Consider the following 14,780-nt stretch of genomic DNA (forward strand, 5'->3'; position numbering starts at 1 on the left):
GTTATTCGGTTTCCTTTTTTATGCAGTCGGATAAAAACTGTAAGAGCAGCGGAATTTTCTCCGCAAAATCATCCATGCCATGGCTGCCATTGGCCTCGGTCATTAGCAGTGCAGGTGGACGAGCTGAACTATAATAGCGATGTGCTTCACGATAATCCAAAACTTCATCGCCTTGTTGTAACAGCACTAATATTTTGTCTGCATCTTGCGCAGTTGGTAGCGCCATGGCTTCGAGCTGGTCAAGATCTGCGTCATTCAGGCACCAGTTCGGATGAACCTGCAGGGGCAATTCATCATCAAACAGTTCACGAAACAGTTGCCATGGTCGCATTGCCGGATTGATCAGTACAGCCGGCACATGCGCTTGAGCGACCAGATATGTCGCATAGAATCCCCCAAGACTACTGCCGACCAATGCCACCTGATCCATCGACTGGATTAATTTAGAAATCTTCTGAATTGCAGCCATCGGCGGCATGTTCAAATCGGGTAAATGCACCTGAATATCCGGGTACTTGGCACAGTATTGTTCCAATAACTGGCCTTTAATTGAGCTGCTACTACTCTTGAACCCATGCAGGTAAATGATATTCATCGGCAATCAATAAAAAACAAACAAAATGTCAAAATTTAATTTAAAAGTGTGAAATACACTTCATTTTATAACCACTTAACTTAATTGCTTAAATTGTCTGACAAAAAAGCCTTTAATGTTATGCAATTCTCGCTATTTTAAGAGTATTCCGAATAAATTGAGAATCAAGAATACTGAAAAAAGAATTTATACCGTGAAGTGCTCAAAAAAGAAAGATGTCTACGGCTCATATAAAGGATAGGATCAAATGCCAAGTTTAACGCCATTGCATGAAACCTATTGTCGATGGGACCGAACTCCGCTTAGCCAGGCAGATGTCCTGGAAGGCCTGGCACAATTGGTCACCATGCGCTTTAGTGATGTAGTACAGGAGCTGATTAAATCGATTCAGCGTGAAATTTTAATGAGCGTATTCGGGCTGAGTGAAAAAAATTCCAAAACTTTCCAGAATATTCCTTATATCGTACGTCTGTATCAAATGTCTTATGACATGATCTTTCATTATGGCAATACCCTGATCGCGCCTGGACTGCGCCGCATTATTGAAAGATTTCCCAAATTACATAATAAACCCCTGACCCCGACCATGCATTTTATGGTCAGTGCCCTGAACGGGATTATTGGCGATTATCTGCTGAAATATCAGAATCCTCTCGCCTTGCCGATGCTTATTTACGATCATTATGGTTCTCTGCAACAAGGTGAGCTAACCGGACGCATTACCCTATTTGTGCATGGTCTGTGCATGAACCATCTGGACTGGTCAACTCGTAAATACCCGGGTATTGGGGAAAAATTGCTGGCTCAGCGCGACCATAACACCATGCTGTACCTGAACTATAATACCGGACGCCGCATTTCAGCCAATGGCCGCAGTCTGGCCAATACCTTGCAAGATCTGGTCAAACGTAATCCGGGAATTACCAGTATTGATCTGATCGGACACAGTATGGGCGGTCTGGTGTCACGCAGTGCCCTATTCTATGGCAAACAGAATGTCTATGACTGGATCCCGATGGTGGAAAACCTGGTCTGTCTAGGTTCACCGCATCATGGTGCGGTATTGGAACGTTTTGGTTTTAGCTTGCAGGAAAAAATTGGACATTTTCCTTTAGTGAAAATTGTGGGACATGTGGTGAATATTCGCAGTAACGGGATTCTGGACTTACGTCATGGCAGTGTCCGGGATGATGACTGGGAATATAATCCGGTACGGATTGGCTTTATGGACGATAACCGTAAACCTGCACCGATTCCTGCGCATATCGATGCCTATCTGGTGGCAGGTACGATCGAGTTTGAACACCATACCAACAAAACGCTTAATGTGATCGGCGATTATCTGGTCAGTGTCAAAAGTGCCTTGGGCGAACATCCCCATCCACGTTTTGACCTGAAAGTACCTGATGCGCATAAGGCGATTTTCTATGGTCTAAATCATTTTGAAATTCAGTATCATCCACTGGTAGCTGAACAGATTGTGCGCTGGTTCTATCCAAGTGTGGAAGATGAAGCCTATACGCAAATTCATGAATATGTGAACGATCTGGACAGTATTGAAGGCATTGCCCTGACCTGATCGAAGGTAAAAAATTTGGTTCGCCTCTAAGAGAGTAATAAAAAAAGCCAGTCTGTAGACTGGCTTTTTTTGATTCAGATTTTGAAAATCAGTATTTATCTCTTAAACGTTTGACGGGCGCAGTCTGATATTTGCGGAATAATTGCCACAGGCTGATCAGCAATAAGATACTGAAGAACACCAATGACCAGACCGGTAAAGATTGCCCCAGGAACGTCCAGTCAATGGCGGCACATTCACCTGACCCATTCAGTACCTGCTGTAATACCGATTTCATCGGCAAAGTTTCCAGCCAGTAATCCAGACCTGGGCCACAGCTCGGCACTCGATCTGGGGGCAGATTCTGTAACCAGACATGCCGTGCAGCGACACCGACTGACCATAAGATACTGAGCGAGCCTAAGAAAGCATAACCACGCTTCATGGCATTGGATTTCGGATTATGCAGCAAAGCAATCAGGGAGATAATCCCCAGTCCGATTAATCCGATTCGTTGAAACACACACAATGGGCAAGGATTCAGCCCCTGTCCATGCTCAAGATACAAAGCAAATGCCATCCCGGCAACAGATGCCAAAAACAACACACCACTCACGAAGCGATAACCCCATTGCATGGTTAATCCTCTTATTTATTATCGATATTGGGCTAAATATTCAGTAAAACTGATCGTATTATCTTGCTCGAGCTGCTGTTGTTGCTGCAATGACTTTTGTGACAATTCATTGAAATATTTAAGTGTTTCTTTGCTTAATCGATGTGATTCATAGAGATTGCTATGCTGATGGGCCAAATGCTGGCCAAATTGCCACATGCTGCTATGACTACGAATATCTCCGACAATCAGGGCTGACAAGGTCGCATCAACTTCATCGACACGGATCTGCATCGCTTGCATGGCGTTGCTATATAAATCAGTTTCATAAGCTTGATCGAGCAATTGGGCCAGTGGCTGCATACGTTGCAAATGCAGATTACACCAGTCTTCAATCATATAACGCTGACTATTTTCCATAATCGCAGCGTTATAGGCACGACCACGGTTGACCACTTCTGCCTGATTCTGGTCAATGATTTCCTGTTCTGCATCCAGCAGCGCCGGGCTGTCTTGCAATAAGCAGTACAGTGCCACTACTTCCAGGAAGCCGGCAGTATCTTCATTGATCCCGATCGCGCTATACGGATTGACATCGACAGCACGCAGCTCGACATAGCCAATCCCGCGATTTTGCAAGGCTTGCGATGGAGTTTCACCTTCTTGAGGTACCTGCTTTGGACGCACCAGACTATAGTATTCATTTTCAATCTGTAGCACATGGTCATTGATCTGAATTGGCTGACCATTGGCATCATCCAGACCCAGACGGGTAAACTGTTTGTACGGTGTTTTAACCGCTTTTTGCAGACCTTCCAGATAATCCTGTAGATTATTGTAGTGAATACCCAGCTGTTTCTGTGCTGAATTCTGATAGCCAAAACGTCCCATCCGTAATGCAGTCGAATAAGGCGTATATAAAGTACCGCGTACCAGCGGGAATAAATGGTGATCGCGTCCAGTCATAAAACACTGGCAAACTGCTGGACTGGCGCCGACCAGGAAAATCACCAACGGGGTTAAACGAATAAAGTTACGGATCAGCCCCATATAACGATGGCTGCGATAATCCTGCAGGCTTAAAGCGCGCAACTCTTCATCAGTTTCCTGTTCTTGTAACGCTATAAAGAAATGATCCGGGAAAGACAGATTATAGTGAACCCCGGAAATGGTCTGCATACGGCGACCATAACGCACGCCTAAACCATGACGATACAGCGTTTTAAATAAGCCAATATTGGAGCTGCCATATTGCGCCAACGGAATATTTTCATCCTTGCTGTCGAGCATGCACGGCATGGACATCGGCCAGAGCTTTTCATCATTTTTCAGATGACGATGTACAAAAGCATGAATGTCGGTCAGGTAGTGGAGAGCTTCAGTAATACTCTCTTTTGGTGGAGTAATAAACTCCATCAAGGCTTCAGAATAATCGGTCGTAATATGCGGATGTGTCAGAGCTGAACCTAAGGCATGAGGATGCGGTTCCTGTGACAGGAAACCATTGCTTTGCATACGCAAGCTCTCACGCTCGATACCGCGCAGCATTCCTTTGATGAGCGACGAATCTACCCATTCCGGTAATACATCATGGGCAGTCGATTCAGGTTGACTCATTACAATCTCGCTTAATGGGGGGTAACTATTAAAATAGAATCATCGGTTTAGCTTAGTATACCGCGATTTCCAGACAGCACATGCTGCCCTGCCTAGTTTTCAAGCAAACCATTGATTTTTAGTTAGGCAAATTTTTAACACAAAGTTTCTCTATAAGACATGTGAAATTTGTGATTTTATTGACAAATAAATGCTAATAAATTGTAAACATTATGAATTATCAAGATATTTTAGATTTCTGGTTTAGTCCTGAGACTCAACCCAACTGGTTTGCCAAAAGTGACCAGTTCGACCAAAGTTTGAAGGAAAAATTTGGCGATATTCTGGAACAGGCGAGTAAGGCTGAACTATGGTCATGGCGTAAGAATGCTGACGGCCGGTTAGCAGAAATCCTTGTTCTGGACCAGTTTTCACGGAATATTTTTCGGGATACGCCGGGTGCTTTTGCCCAAGACAGTCTGGCTTTGGCACTGGCCCAAGAAGCCATCAGCCAGGATCTGGACAAGCAGCTGAGCCCGGAGCAACGTTCCTTCCTTTATATGCCTTTCATGCATAGCGAATCTAAATTAATCCATGAATTTGCACTAAAATTATTTCAGCGCCTCGGCAATCCAGAAAACCTCGAATATGAAATCAAGCATAAAATCATTATTGACCGTTTCGGACGCTACCCACATCGCAACCAGATTCTGGGCCGTGAATCCACCGAGGAAGAATTGAGTTTCCTGACCCAGCCAGATAGCAGCTTCTAGAGGTCTGTAACTCGCTGGATCATCCTATCAGGAGAACGAAGATGAAAAAAACCGTCATTGCCCTGGTTCTTGCGACCACTGCCCTGCTTTCTGGCTGTGCAACGACACCGTCCAAGCCGCTGACCTTTGACCAGCTCGGCCAGTACAGCACCACACCACTGAATGCCAACACCTACCGCATCAGTTTTCAGGCGCGACCTAATATGAGTTTCGGTACGGCCGAAGAAATCACCCTGCTGAAAGCCGCTCAAACTACGGTACAAAATGGCTTCCAGTTTTTCCAGGTATTGAACGATCCTAGTAACCGTACCCAGCAATCACCGCGTCAGGCAATTGTCTATCCGGCGCCTAGTGTCTATCCATATGGCTATTATCGTCCTTATGGTTATTCCCGCCGCTATCCAGGATTCTGGCCTGATCCATTCTATGATCAGCCCTATACTGTTACTTTAGATCCTGCTCAAGTGGCTTATACCATTGAGTGCTTTAAAGCCGGTCAGGAACCGAAAGATGCCTTTGATGCCCGCTTGATTTTACAATCACTTGGCGCTAAATATGGAGTAAGTCCATCCGGCCAAGTATTCCAACCGCAGCCGGCCACGTCCCAATAACAGGATGATTTATGCAGAAAGAGCAGCCGTCACCAAGCTTACAACGCAGTAAACGTTTTGCGACCATTGCACTGGTCGTTGCAGTACTGGCTTGGCTGGCGCTGATGATTACTGCCAAACTGCTGCCTGAATATGTCTGGCTGATTCATATCCTGATGCTCTCTGCTGAGGCGGGTGTGGTCGGTGGTCTGGCAGACTGGTATGCAATTACCGTACTGTTCCGTAATCCTTTTGGCCGGCTGCCGATTCCAAAATTTTTACGTGACCATACTGAAATTATTCCACGCAATAAAGCCCGGATTGCCGAATCTATGGGTCGTTTTGTGCAGGAAAATTTCCTTTCTCCGCAAATCGTGCAGCGCAGTCTGGCCAGTACCGATTTAAGTCTGGCTGCCGGCCGCTGGCTGGCCAATCCACAGAATAATGCTCAGGTCACACAAGTGATTCAGCAGACCGTACCCAAAGTATTTGAATTTGTCGGGCAGGAACAGATCGCCGGATTTATTCAGAGCAACAGTGTGCAATGGGTCAAAAATACCCAGATCAATACCCTGGCCAGCGAAATGCTGCGTGCTATTTTAGAAAATGATTTCCATCAGGATGTGCTGCAACGCGGCCTGGATGTGGTGCATGCCTGGATGACCTCACATCCCGAACAGACCCGTGAGCTGACCCGCACTTTATTCAAGGAAATGGGCGTCTGGCGTCTGGCCAAAGGCGCCAGCTGGATCGGCATTGATGTGCAGCAACGCAGTATCGATTCAGTAATTCAGCGGGTGGAAGCCATGCTGGCAGATCCCGACCATCCTTGGCGGCTTAAAATTGAAGAAACTGCTCAAGAACTGATGCAGCAATTGGCAGATTCTGAAAGTATGGCTAGCCAGCGACTGAATGAAACCAAAGATGCCCTGCTCGACAGCCCGCAAGTACTGAATTTTATCAGTGGTGCAGTGGTCATTTTATGCGATGCCATCAAAGCAGATTTGCAAAAATCGGATTCGGGGATTGCGGAGAATCTGCGAGTCGCCATTCAGCAAGTCGGTGAGAATATTATTTCAAATACCTCAGTACGTGAGTTACTGAATAAACGTCTCAGTGGTATCGCTGTAGACTTAAGTGACCAGTACAGTGAGAAAGTGATTCGTTTTATCAGTGAACGTATTCATGAATGGGATTCGACCGAGATGATCGACAAGATTGAAAATGAAGTCGGTGGTGACTTGCATATGATCCGGGTCAATGGTGTCGTGGTCGGAGCCTGTATTGGTCTGATCCTTGGGATCATCCGCGCTGCAGTCGAGCATCTGATTTAATTGGTTTTTTAGCTAGAAACCCCATCTGTTAGCGAATGCTTTTTACCTTCTAAAACTTCTTTCTTAATTCTCATTGATAGAAAACAATTATTTGGGTGGCTGATTTCCTGACATATCGACCAGCAATCCAGCAAATTTGCGTACAAAAGGCAAAAGCGTTACCACAATTGGAAAAGCAATTGCCCAGGAAATCATCCAGTTATGAAACCAGAGCGCTATAAAGCCTTCAATCCAGCCCAGATTGCGCAGCATGTTGATCATGGAAATAATCCCACTCATCAGGCAGGACAAGATAAAAGGCACAATGACCAAGGCCCATTTGGCTGGAAGTTTGGGAATATTGCCGATGATGGTCGGGCGCTGTTTTGAATCCATGCTGACTCTTTTTATTGTTTCAATCAGGCTAATATAGGCCATTTTGATTGCTGGATGATTCATTTTTTATAGCAAAGTTTGCAACTTATTTATTCTCCTCTTTCTCATGTGATCCTTCATTGATGACCGACCGATGGATAGAAACCATAGGCTGTTAATCGTATATTTTTTATTCCCCATAAATGGTTTTACCTAAAGAGCCGGAAATTTGCTATATTTGCTGTTTTTCTGCGATATCTATTTTCGACTGATTATGAATACGGCAATCCAAGCAGCTCTCGATCATGCAGTGCAAACTTTACAGGCACAAAACGTACTCCCATCTGACTGGAACAATACAAGTAATTTGACGCGTACCAAAGACCGCAGCCACGGTGACTTTGCATCAAATATTGCCATGATCGCGTCTAAAGCTGCGGGTATGAAACCGCGTGATTTAGCAGAAAAAATCCTTGCTGCCCTACCTGAAGTGGCGGATATCAGCAAGGCAGAAATTGCAGGCCCAGGCTTTATTAACTTCTTTTTAAATGCAGACCAGCGTTTTGCTGTGCTGGATCAGATTCAGGCTCAACAGGCAACGTATGGTCGTACCCAGGCCAATGCGGAAAAACGCGTTCAGGTTGAATTTGTTTCTGCGAACCCGACTTCCAGCCTGCACGTAGGTCATGGTCGTGGCGCTGCTTATGGTATGACTGTTGCAAATCTGCTTGAAGCGACAGGTGCCAAAGTTGACCGTGAATATTATGTCAATGACGCTGGCCGTCAGATGGATATTCTGGCGACTTCAACTTATTTACGTTATTTAGAATTGACGGGTCAGGAACTGGTGTTCCCGAAAAATGCCTATCAAGGTGACTACGTCAAAGAAATCGCACAAAGCATTATTGATAAAGACGGCTATATCTATGTTCGCCCTGTTGCAGACGTTTATAAAGACGTCCCTGAAGATGTACAGTACGCTGCCGAACCAGATGCTGAAGGCAATAAAGTGGTTATTTCAGGCGATAAAGAAAAACACATTGATGGCCTGATCTTTAACTTACAAACTTTATTAAATGAAGGTTACCGCGTCTTCCATCAGGCTGCGTTAAAAGCCATCCTTGATGATATTAAAGATGACCTCGGTGAATTCGGGGTGACTTTCAATCAATGGTTCAGTGAAGCGACTTTAACTGAAAAAATTGATGAAGCGTTACAAACTCTAGATCAGCGAGGCTTCCTGTATGAAAAAGATGGCAACATCTGGTTCAAGTCAACTGAATTTGGTGATGAAAAAGACCGCGTGGTTAAACGCCGTAATGGTCAAACCACTTATTTCGCCTCTGATATTGCGTATCACCTAAACAAATTACAACGTGGCTATACCGATATTATAGATATCTGGGGTTCAGACCACCACGGTTATATCGCACGTGTAAAAGCCGCGATTGATGCTCTGGGCTATGACTCGAAAAAACTGACTGTACTTCTGGTTCAGTTTGTCAGCCTGTGGCGTGGTGGCGAGATGGTACAGATGTCCTCTCGTTCAGGCCAGTTCGTGACTTTACGTGACCTGCGCAAAGAGGTCGGGAATGATGCAGCGCGTTTCTACTATGTCATGCGTAAATCTGAACAGCACATTGACTTCGACCTTGACCTTGCCGTATCTCAAAGCAAGGACAATGCCGTGTATTACATCCAGTATGCGCATGCGCGGATCTGCCGTATGTTAGAAAAGGCAGCCTCTACAGGTGTGAACTTTGATGCAGCCACTGCACGTGGTCTGGCAGCCAAACTTGAGCTGGAAGCGGAGACTGAAATTCTGGCAAAACTGGCAGCTTATCCAGAGATTGTTGTTCGTGCTGCAAACAGCTATGAACCGCATCAGATTGGTAACTACCTGAAAGAGCTGGCTGCGCTGTTCCATGGCTGGTACAACGACAACAAGGTTCTGGGCGATGATGCAGAATTAACTCAGGCACGTTTATTGTTATCTGTAAATGTTCGCCAAGTGCTGCGTAACGGTCTGGAACTGCTTGGTGTATCTGCGCCTGAGTCAATGTAAAGCACTGCTTTTACATTGACGCAAGGCGAAGAGCTCTGCTCGAAGTGAGCATGTAAGCAAAACACTGTTTTGCATGCTCGCAAGGCGAGAGCTGTGCTTGAAGTAAGCATGCTAGTCATTGCCGTTTATCTGCTGAATAAACATTTTGTAACGTTAGCTATGTGCTTGAAGATGTAGATAAATTAAAATTCTGTGTGATTTGTGATCTAGATAATGACTTTTCTATCATGATCACATAGGATGAAGTTATAGTAGGGGCATAACTGCTGTTATGCCTTTTCTATTTGCCCCGATAAATAAGAGGAAATCCCAAGTGTTTGGAAAAACGCAGCGCGGTGTATCTGAAAGACCGAATAAGCCCAAAAAGCCACTTATTCCTACCTGGCTCGGCACACTCGTGATCATTTTAATCGTGTTAAGTTTTTTAATGGCACTCATGCTGTGGAAGCCATGGGAACCTGTTAAACCTAAAAACCAGGCTACGGCTGAGCATTCTCAAGAAGAAGATACCAATAAAGACTACCGTTTTTATGATCTGTTGCCACAGCAGCAAGTGACACCGATTCCTGAAAAGGCGGTTCCTGAAGCAAAAAATCAGGAAGCAGTGGTGATTGTAGAGGCACCAAGACCTGAAGTTGATGAATCAGAAACAGCAACTGAGCCAGGTCTGGATGCAACCGAAGCCCCAACTCCTGCTTCTGCAAGCTATATTTTACAAGTTCGTAGTTTTGATGACCCGGATCAGGCAGATGCCCGCCGTGCAGAAATTATTCTCAACGGTTTATCTGCAGATGTAGTCCGCAGCGTGGAAAATGGCAAGGTTTGGTATCGTGTCGTGTCTGGACCTTATGATTCAGCAGAATCTGCGATTATTGCACAGCAAACCTTACAGCATAGTGGTATTGATTCGATCGTGGTCAAACGATAAGGTTTAAATGGCGGATTCAAGCAGCAAGTGCAACAGTATAAAAACCAGCCATAACTTCACTAGGCGTATACCAGCCTAGTGTTTTTCTAGGGCGATGATTGAGAGCAAATTCTATCTGCTCTATTTGTTCATTTGACACTTCATCAAACGAAGATGATTTTGGCAGATATTGCCTGATCAGACCATTGGTATTTTCATTTCTGGCTCGTTGAATCGACTTGTATGGATCTGCAAAGTACGTCTCTATTCCTGCTTCCGTTATCCGCCGGTGCTCGGAGAACTCCTTACCATTATCAAAGGTTACACTGTAGGCATGACTGCTGCGCAAACATGCTAAAGCACACGAGATCGTTTTAGTTGTGGTTCTAGTTTGTCCCAAATGAACGATATGTACATACAAGCTTTTGCGCTCAACCAGAGTTAATAATGCCCCCTTGTGATTCTTGCCTATCACGGTATCACCTTCAAAATCACCTAGGCGTTGACGTTTCTCGATGACCTCATCGCGACAGTGAATACTTGTTCTATCAACGAGTTGGCCTCTACGGTCTGTATTTTTATAGCCTCGTTTACGATATTTCTTTTGATGTCTTAAATGAATGTGGAGCTTACCGCCTTTAGATTTATCTAGATAGACGTACTGATAAATCCATTCATGTGAAGGCACATCAAGCCAACCTCGTTGTGTTAAAGCACCTGAAATTTGCTCAGGAGACCAATCTAAGCCAATCAGATAACGAATATAAACGAGAGCAAAATCCGTCATTTGTGAAGAGGATCGATATCGTCTTTGACTTGAAAATTTCTCTGCCTGTTGAGCTCGATATCCACGTTTTCCAGTATTTCTTTTGATCTCACGATAAAGGGTTGATCGAGAACGTCCAAGCTCCCTGGCAAGGGTAGAGATTGAAGATTTGCTTTTCAAAGCAGCATAAATTTCGTATCTTTCATCTTGAGAAAGTTGGGTGTATTTCTTCATTGGGTGCTTTCCAATTGCGAGTTGAAAAAAGTCTAATGATTTTAATACACCTAACTTTTTCAACTAACTACAAATATGTCGCACTTGGTATTTGAATCTGCGAATATAAAAAGCGCCAGATGGCGCTTTTTTTCCCTCTCCTAAAAGGAGAGAAAATCTCCCCCTTTAATAAAAGGGGAATGAGGGGAATTTACTTATTCTGAGTCAGCAAATATTTAATCCCTCCAACCTCCCTTTAAAAAAGGGAGGCTTTGGGAACTTAAATAGTGTGACCTAGCGCCTCACCCATCAATACGGTTGAATTGGCTTTAAACTTCTCATCCCATTGCATCTTGTTTTCTTCAAACAGAATAACAGCGGTTGAACCTAGGTAAAAACGGCCCAGCTCGGCACCTTTTTCTAAGAAAAGATTATGCTGGTTTAGCTCAATACGGCCAGAGGGTTTTACTTTGCCAGTCGCTACAGTTTCAATGCCAGCCACAATCATCGCGCCAACTAGAACCACTGCCATACGACCAAGTTCGGTATCAAACAGACATACCATACGTTCATTACGGGCAAACAGGCCCGGAATATTTTCGGCCGTGGTCTGGTTGACTGAGAACAGTTCACCCGGTACATATAAAGTTTCAGTCAGAGTCCCGGAAAATGGCATATGGACACGGTGATAGTCACGTGGTGACAGATACACTGTCGCAAACTCACCATTCTTGAATGGCTGTGCCAGTTGCGGATCAGCAATCAGGTTTTCAACCGTAAACTTCTGACCTTTGGCTTGGAACACATTGCCATTTTCAATTTTACCCAGTTGGGAAATCGCGCCATCTGCCGGAGACACAATCGCAGTTGAATCAGCATCGACCGCACGCACCCCGGTTCTTAGTCCACGGGTAAAGAAATCATTAAATGATTTGAATTTTAAGGCATTCGTCTGCTCAGCAATCGACATATCAATCCCGTATTTGGTCTTGAACGCTGCGATCACGGCTGTTTTTACAATCGGATTTTCGCTGGCTGCAATTTTTCCCACCACACGGGACAGGCGATGCTGTGGCACCACCTTTTGGGCCTGGATAAACAGTTGTTGTTTTAGACGCGATGTGATGCTCAAGATGGCACCTCTCCTGTAGCGATTGGACTATCGAGGCGGTTGCCCCATTCACTCCACGCACCATCATAGGCTCGAATTTTCCAGCCGAATAAGCGACCCAGAATATAAGCCAGACCTGAACGGTGATGGGACTGACAATACACCACAACTGGTTGATCCAGATCAAATCCCAGTTGTTCCAGACGCTGCTGAGTACGTGGTAAAGGATGTAATTTTAAATGATTTTGCCGGTTAAGGGCAGTACTCCACTCAAAATGACGTGCACCCGGGATGTGACCACCGCGTCGCGCGGCCAAACGAAGGCCAGTATATTCATCTTCTGTACGGCAATCCCATAACTGAATATTTTCATTTTCAATGAGTTGTTTTAGTTCATTATAATCGATCTGAAATTCAGCCTTTCTTTCAAGATTAACCGGAACCAGATGATCGACAGGTGTAAACGTTTCCTGATCTGATGAAGTCGGTAGTCCTGCACCCAGCCAGGCATGGATACCGCCATTGAGTAAACTGGTATTTTCAAAGCCCAAACAATGCAGGTTCCAGAGCAGACGCCCTGCCCACGCACCGCCTTCATCATCATAAGCCACGACATGATGGTCAGGAGAAATGTTCAGGTAACGAATTAAAGCTTCCAGCCCTTCCGCATCCGGTAACAGGCCCATGGCTGTTTCCTCCTGATGAACCAGCAGCTTGGATTGCAGATGTAAGGCATGTGGAATATGGAATTGTTCATAAACCGACGCCCGGCTTAAATCAACAATTCGAAGTTTTTCGTGTCCCAAATGTGGAACCAAATCTTCTGCTTCAATCAGCAGACCAAAGTCAAAGGCGGAAGCTGTCATCTTAGTAGTTGTCATTGCGGTCAAATCCTTTTGATCTTAGCACAGCTCATTTTTTCAATTATGTTGTTTTTATCTAGATCCTTAGCATAATTTTAGCTAAAGCTAATTCAAGAAGGACCATCCTCTAAGAAAAAACCGCCTCATGATTGAAGCGGTTTTTTTGAATAAAGCAGATATTTTTAGGCAGGTTCTGAGATATTGAATACCTGACGCAAATATGCCAGGAAGGTATCATTATCCGTCATGGTTTTGCCTGGGCTATCGGAGATTTTCGCCACGGATTGACGGTTACATTCCACCAGTTTCAATACGATATTTAGCGGTGTCTGCCCCATATCATTGGTCAGATTAGTGCCAATCCCGAAACTGACCTGAAAGCGATCCTTAAAGTATTGATGTAATTTCCAAGCTTTTTCCAGATTCAGACCATCACTAAAAGTCAGCATCTTGGTCTTACTGTCAATTTTCAGCTTTTTATAATGTGCATAAGCTTTGTCACCCCATTCATACGGGTCGCCACTGTCATGACGCAAGCCATCAAACAGTTTCGCAAAGTACAGGTCAAAGTCACGCAGGAAAGCATCCATACCGACTACATCGGTTAAGGCAATTCCAAGGTCACCACGGTATTCTTGCACCCAGGTTTCCAGGGCGGCTTTCTGGAAATTACGCAGACGCACATCTAACGCCTGAAAGGCTTGCAGAAATTCATGCGCCATGGTGCCAATCGGGGTAATACCCAACTCTTTGGCTAAATACACATTACTGGTCCCACGGAACACGTGTGGTGCAGCTTTATTGAATTCTTCGACGACATGCTTTTGCCAATCAAAACTATAACGACGACGGGTACCAAAGTCCGAGACCAGGAATGGTGGATCATTCGGGTTCTGCTCGGCATCATACTGTTTTAAAAGCTCAATTTTAGCTTTTAAACGACGCTCACCTTCAGCCCGCACTTCAGGTGTACGGATACGACTGAAATACAGTTCATTCACAATGGCCAGTACAAAGATTTCAAACATCATTGCCTGAACCATGGGGCCTTCAATAGTAATATCCAGGCGGCCTTCATTGTCGATGGTGGCCTTAATAAAACGGCGTTTAAGCTGGAATAGTTCCAAATAATCCACAAAATCGCTTTTGATAAAACGCAGGCTGCGTAAATATTGTAATTCGTCTTCTTTAAATTTGAGCTGACACAGCAAATCCAGTTGGTGATTCAAATCATCCAGAATATCCGTCAGTGGATATTCCGTGTCTTCCAGATTGCGACAACGGAAATGATAGACACTATGCGTTTGCGGAAACTTGTGTAATACCACTTGTAGCATGGTGAATTTATACAAGTCAGTATCTAATAAAGAGTGGATAATTGGAGCCATAACTAAGGGAAATATCGCTGTGCTTATCCCGCATTAAAGCATAAAAGTTTA

The 14,780-nt window shown here is 44.6% G+C and carries 14 protein-coding genes; 6 read left to right on the forward strand and 8 right to left on the reverse strand.

Translation table 11 applies throughout. From position 1 onward, the window contains the following. Position 1 precedes the first annotated feature (1 nt). Positions 2 to 595 (reverse strand): YqiA/YcfP family alpha/beta fold hydrolase, encoded by a 594-nt coding sequence (locus ACWM1W_RS15000; RefSeq protein ID WP_004781441.1) that lies wholly within the window; start codon positions 593 to 595, stop codon positions 2 to 4. 247 nt (positions 596 to 842) lie between these two features. Between ACWM1W_RS15000 and ACWM1W_RS15005 the strand changes: the two genes are divergently transcribed. Beyond that, positions 843 to 2,174: a PGAP1-like alpha/beta domain-containing protein gene (locus ACWM1W_RS15005; RefSeq protein WP_286713963.1), complete on the forward strand. Its 1,332-nt coding sequence runs from the start codon at positions 843 to 845 to the stop codon at positions 2,172 to 2,174. An 88-nt stretch (positions 2,175 to 2,262) separates the two neighbouring features. On the opposite strand, the gene ACWM1W_RS15010 is transcribed toward ACWM1W_RS15005, so the two are convergent. After that, positions 2,263 to 2,790 (reverse strand): disulfide bond formation protein B, encoded by a 528-nt coding sequence (locus ACWM1W_RS15010; RefSeq protein ID WP_004781437.1) that lies wholly within the window; start codon positions 2,788 to 2,790, stop codon positions 2,263 to 2,265. Positions 2,791 to 2,808: 18 nt separating this feature from the next. Beyond that, positions 2,809 to 4,386 (reverse strand): glutamate--cysteine ligase, encoded by a 1,578-nt coding sequence (gshA, locus tag ACWM1W_RS15015; RefSeq protein WP_448765283.1) that lies wholly within the window; start codon positions 4,384 to 4,386, stop codon positions 2,809 to 2,811. Positions 4,387 to 4,598: 212 nt separating this feature from the next. Here gshA and ACWM1W_RS15020 point away from each other — a divergent pair, with 212 nt between their 5' ends. From ACWM1W_RS15020 to ACWM1W_RS15030, 3 genes are read left to right on the forward strand one after another with little or no spacing between them, the layout of a single operon-like run. Beyond that, positions 4,599 to 5,138: a DUF924 family protein gene (locus tag ACWM1W_RS15020; RefSeq protein WP_004781435.1), complete on the forward strand. Its 540-nt coding sequence runs from the start codon at positions 4,599 to 4,601 to the stop codon at positions 5,136 to 5,138. A 41-nt stretch (positions 5,139 to 5,179) separates the two neighbouring features. Continuing rightward, positions 5,180 to 5,749, forward strand: a complete 570-nt coding sequence (locus tag ACWM1W_RS15025) for a CC0125/CC1285 family lipoprotein (RefSeq protein WP_448765282.1) — start codon at positions 5,180 to 5,182, stop codon at positions 5,747 to 5,749. 11 nt (positions 5,750 to 5,760) lie between these two features. Continuing rightward, positions 5,761 to 7,062: a DUF445 domain-containing protein gene (locus tag ACWM1W_RS15030; RefSeq protein WP_448765281.1), complete on the forward strand. Its 1,302-nt coding sequence runs from the start codon at positions 5,761 to 5,763 to the stop codon at positions 7,060 to 7,062. Between the two features lie 87 nt (positions 7,063 to 7,149). Here the strand turns inward: ACWM1W_RS15030 and ACWM1W_RS15035 are convergent, their stop codons facing one another. Further along, complete coding sequence (locus ACWM1W_RS15035; protein ID WP_448765280.1) at positions 7,150 to 7,437, reverse strand: DUF2798 domain-containing protein; 288 nt, start codon at positions 7,435 to 7,437, stop codon at positions 7,150 to 7,152. Positions 7,438 to 7,690: 253 nt separating this feature from the next. Here ACWM1W_RS15035 and argS point away from each other — a divergent pair, with 253 nt between their 5' ends. Both argS and ACWM1W_RS15045 read left to right on the forward strand, forming a co-directional pair. After that, the gene (gene argS / locus ACWM1W_RS15040; RefSeq protein WP_448765279.1) at positions 7,691 to 9,481 is read left to right on the forward strand and encodes an arginine--tRNA ligase; all 1,791 of its coding nucleotides are present in this window, start codon (positions 7,691 to 7,693) and stop codon (positions 9,479 to 9,481) included. A gap of 313 nt (positions 9,482 to 9,794) precedes the next feature. Beyond that, positions 9,795 to 10,409 (forward strand): SPOR domain-containing protein, encoded by a 615-nt coding sequence (locus ACWM1W_RS15045; protein ID WP_005232743.1) that lies wholly within the window; start codon positions 9,795 to 9,797, stop codon positions 10,407 to 10,409. A 16-nt stretch (positions 10,410 to 10,425) separates the two neighbouring features. Here the strand turns inward: ACWM1W_RS15045 and ACWM1W_RS15050 are convergent, their stop codons facing one another. The 4 genes from ACWM1W_RS15050 to pncB form a co-directional block, all read right to left on the reverse strand. Further along, positions 10,426 to 11,388, reverse strand: a complete 963-nt coding sequence (locus tag ACWM1W_RS15050; protein WP_104425752.1) for an IS30 family transposase — start codon at positions 11,386 to 11,388, stop codon at positions 10,426 to 10,428. Positions 11,389 to 11,647: 259 nt separating this feature from the next. Next, a complete protein-coding gene (gene asd / locus ACWM1W_RS15055) occupies positions 11,648 to 12,499 on the reverse strand; it encodes an archaetidylserine decarboxylase (protein ID WP_341120850.1) in 852 nt (283 codons plus the stop codon). Next, positions 12,496 to 13,344, reverse strand: coding sequence for a sulfurtransferase (locus tag ACWM1W_RS15060; protein ID WP_341120859.1), 849 nt, complete (start codon positions 13,342 to 13,344; stop codon positions 12,496 to 12,498). The genes asd and ACWM1W_RS15060 overlap by 4 nt, the downstream gene beginning before the upstream one ends. A gap of 179 nt (positions 13,345 to 13,523) precedes the next feature. Next, a complete protein-coding gene (gene pncB, locus ACWM1W_RS15065) occupies positions 13,524 to 14,729 on the reverse strand; it encodes a nicotinate phosphoribosyltransferase (RefSeq protein WP_180033946.1) in 1,206 nt (401 codons plus the stop codon). Positions 14,730 to 14,780: the final 51 nt, after the last annotated feature.

This window comes from Acinetobacter sp. TW_SC_4, from assembly GCF_054861205.1.

Excerpts from the sequence above, each read along its gene's own strand:
- ACWM1W_RS15050 (WP_104425752.1), bottom strand. The coding sequence starts at position 11,388 with ATGAAGAAATACACCCAACTTTCTCAAGATGAAAGATACGAAATTTAT.
- gshA (WP_448765283.1), bottom strand. The coding sequence starts at position 4,386 with ATGAGTCAACCTGAATCGACTGCCCATGATGTATTACCGGAATGGGTA.
- ACWM1W_RS15060 (WP_341120859.1), bottom strand. The coding sequence starts at position 13,344 with ATGACAGCTTCCGCCTTTGACTTTGGTCTGCTGATTGAAGCAGAAGAT.
- ACWM1W_RS15025 (WP_448765282.1), top strand. The coding sequence starts at position 5,180 with ATGAAAAAAACCGTCATTGCCCTGGTTCTTGCGACCACTGCCCTGCTT.
- ACWM1W_RS15020 (WP_004781435.1), top strand. The coding sequence starts at position 4,599 with ATGAATTATCAAGATATTTTAGATTTCTGGTTTAGTCCTGAGACTCAA.
- argS (WP_448765279.1), top strand. The coding sequence starts at position 7,691 with ATGAATACGGCAATCCAAGCAGCTCTCGATCATGCAGTGCAAACTTTA.
- ACWM1W_RS15010 (WP_004781437.1), bottom strand. The coding sequence starts at position 2,790 with ATGCAATGGGGTTATCGCTTCGTGAGTGGTGTGTTGTTTTTGGCATCT.
- ACWM1W_RS15005 (WP_286713963.1), top strand. The coding sequence starts at position 843 with ATGCCAAGTTTAACGCCATTGCATGAAACCTATTGTCGATGGGACCGA.
- ACWM1W_RS15030 (WP_448765281.1), top strand. The coding sequence starts at position 5,761 with ATGCAGAAAGAGCAGCCGTCACCAAGCTTACAACGCAGTAAACGTTTT.
- pncB (WP_180033946.1), bottom strand. The coding sequence starts at position 14,729 with ATGGCTCCAATTATCCACTCTTTATTAGATACTGACTTGTATAAATTC.
- ACWM1W_RS15035 (WP_448765280.1), bottom strand. The coding sequence starts at position 7,437 with ATGGATTCAAAACAGCGCCCGACCATCATCGGCAATATTCCCAAACTT.
- ACWM1W_RS15000 (WP_004781441.1), bottom strand. The coding sequence starts at position 595 with ATGAATATCATTTACCTGCATGGGTTCAAGAGTAGTAGCAGCTCAATT.